At 57.1% G+C, this 252-nt stretch carries 1 protein-coding gene; it reads left to right on the forward strand.

Annotated elements, in window-relative coordinates:
• Positions 1–196 (forward strand): hypothetical protein (locus HMPREF2743_RS12875; protein WP_210400266.1); only part of this gene is annotated, 196 nt, incomplete at its 5' end.
• Positions 197–252 lie beyond the last annotated feature (56 nt).

The raw sequence follows: 252 nt of genomic DNA on the forward strand, positions 1-252 counted from the left end.
GGCGCTGTCCTTTCTGTTTCTGCTGTGTGTGGTGGTTGCGGGTGTTAGCTGCTGTCGGGTGGTTCCTCTGGTGGTTGTTCTGACGCTGTATCTAGGTTTTGGGCCGGTGATCCTTGGGTTGTGGCCGAAGTTTGTGTTGGTGACCCTTGGGTTGGTGTTGTGGCCTGTGCTTTTGTGGCTGCTTTCTCGGCGTTGAGTCTGGCTAGTGCTTCCTGGTACTCGGGCATTGCGGTAATCGGCGCACCCCAGGGT

The sequence above is a fragment of the Corynebacterium sp. HMSC036D02 genome (assembly GCF_001836165.1).
In the GTDB taxonomy this organism is placed as follows: Bacteria; Actinomycetota; Actinomycetes; order Mycobacteriales; family Mycobacteriaceae; genus Corynebacterium.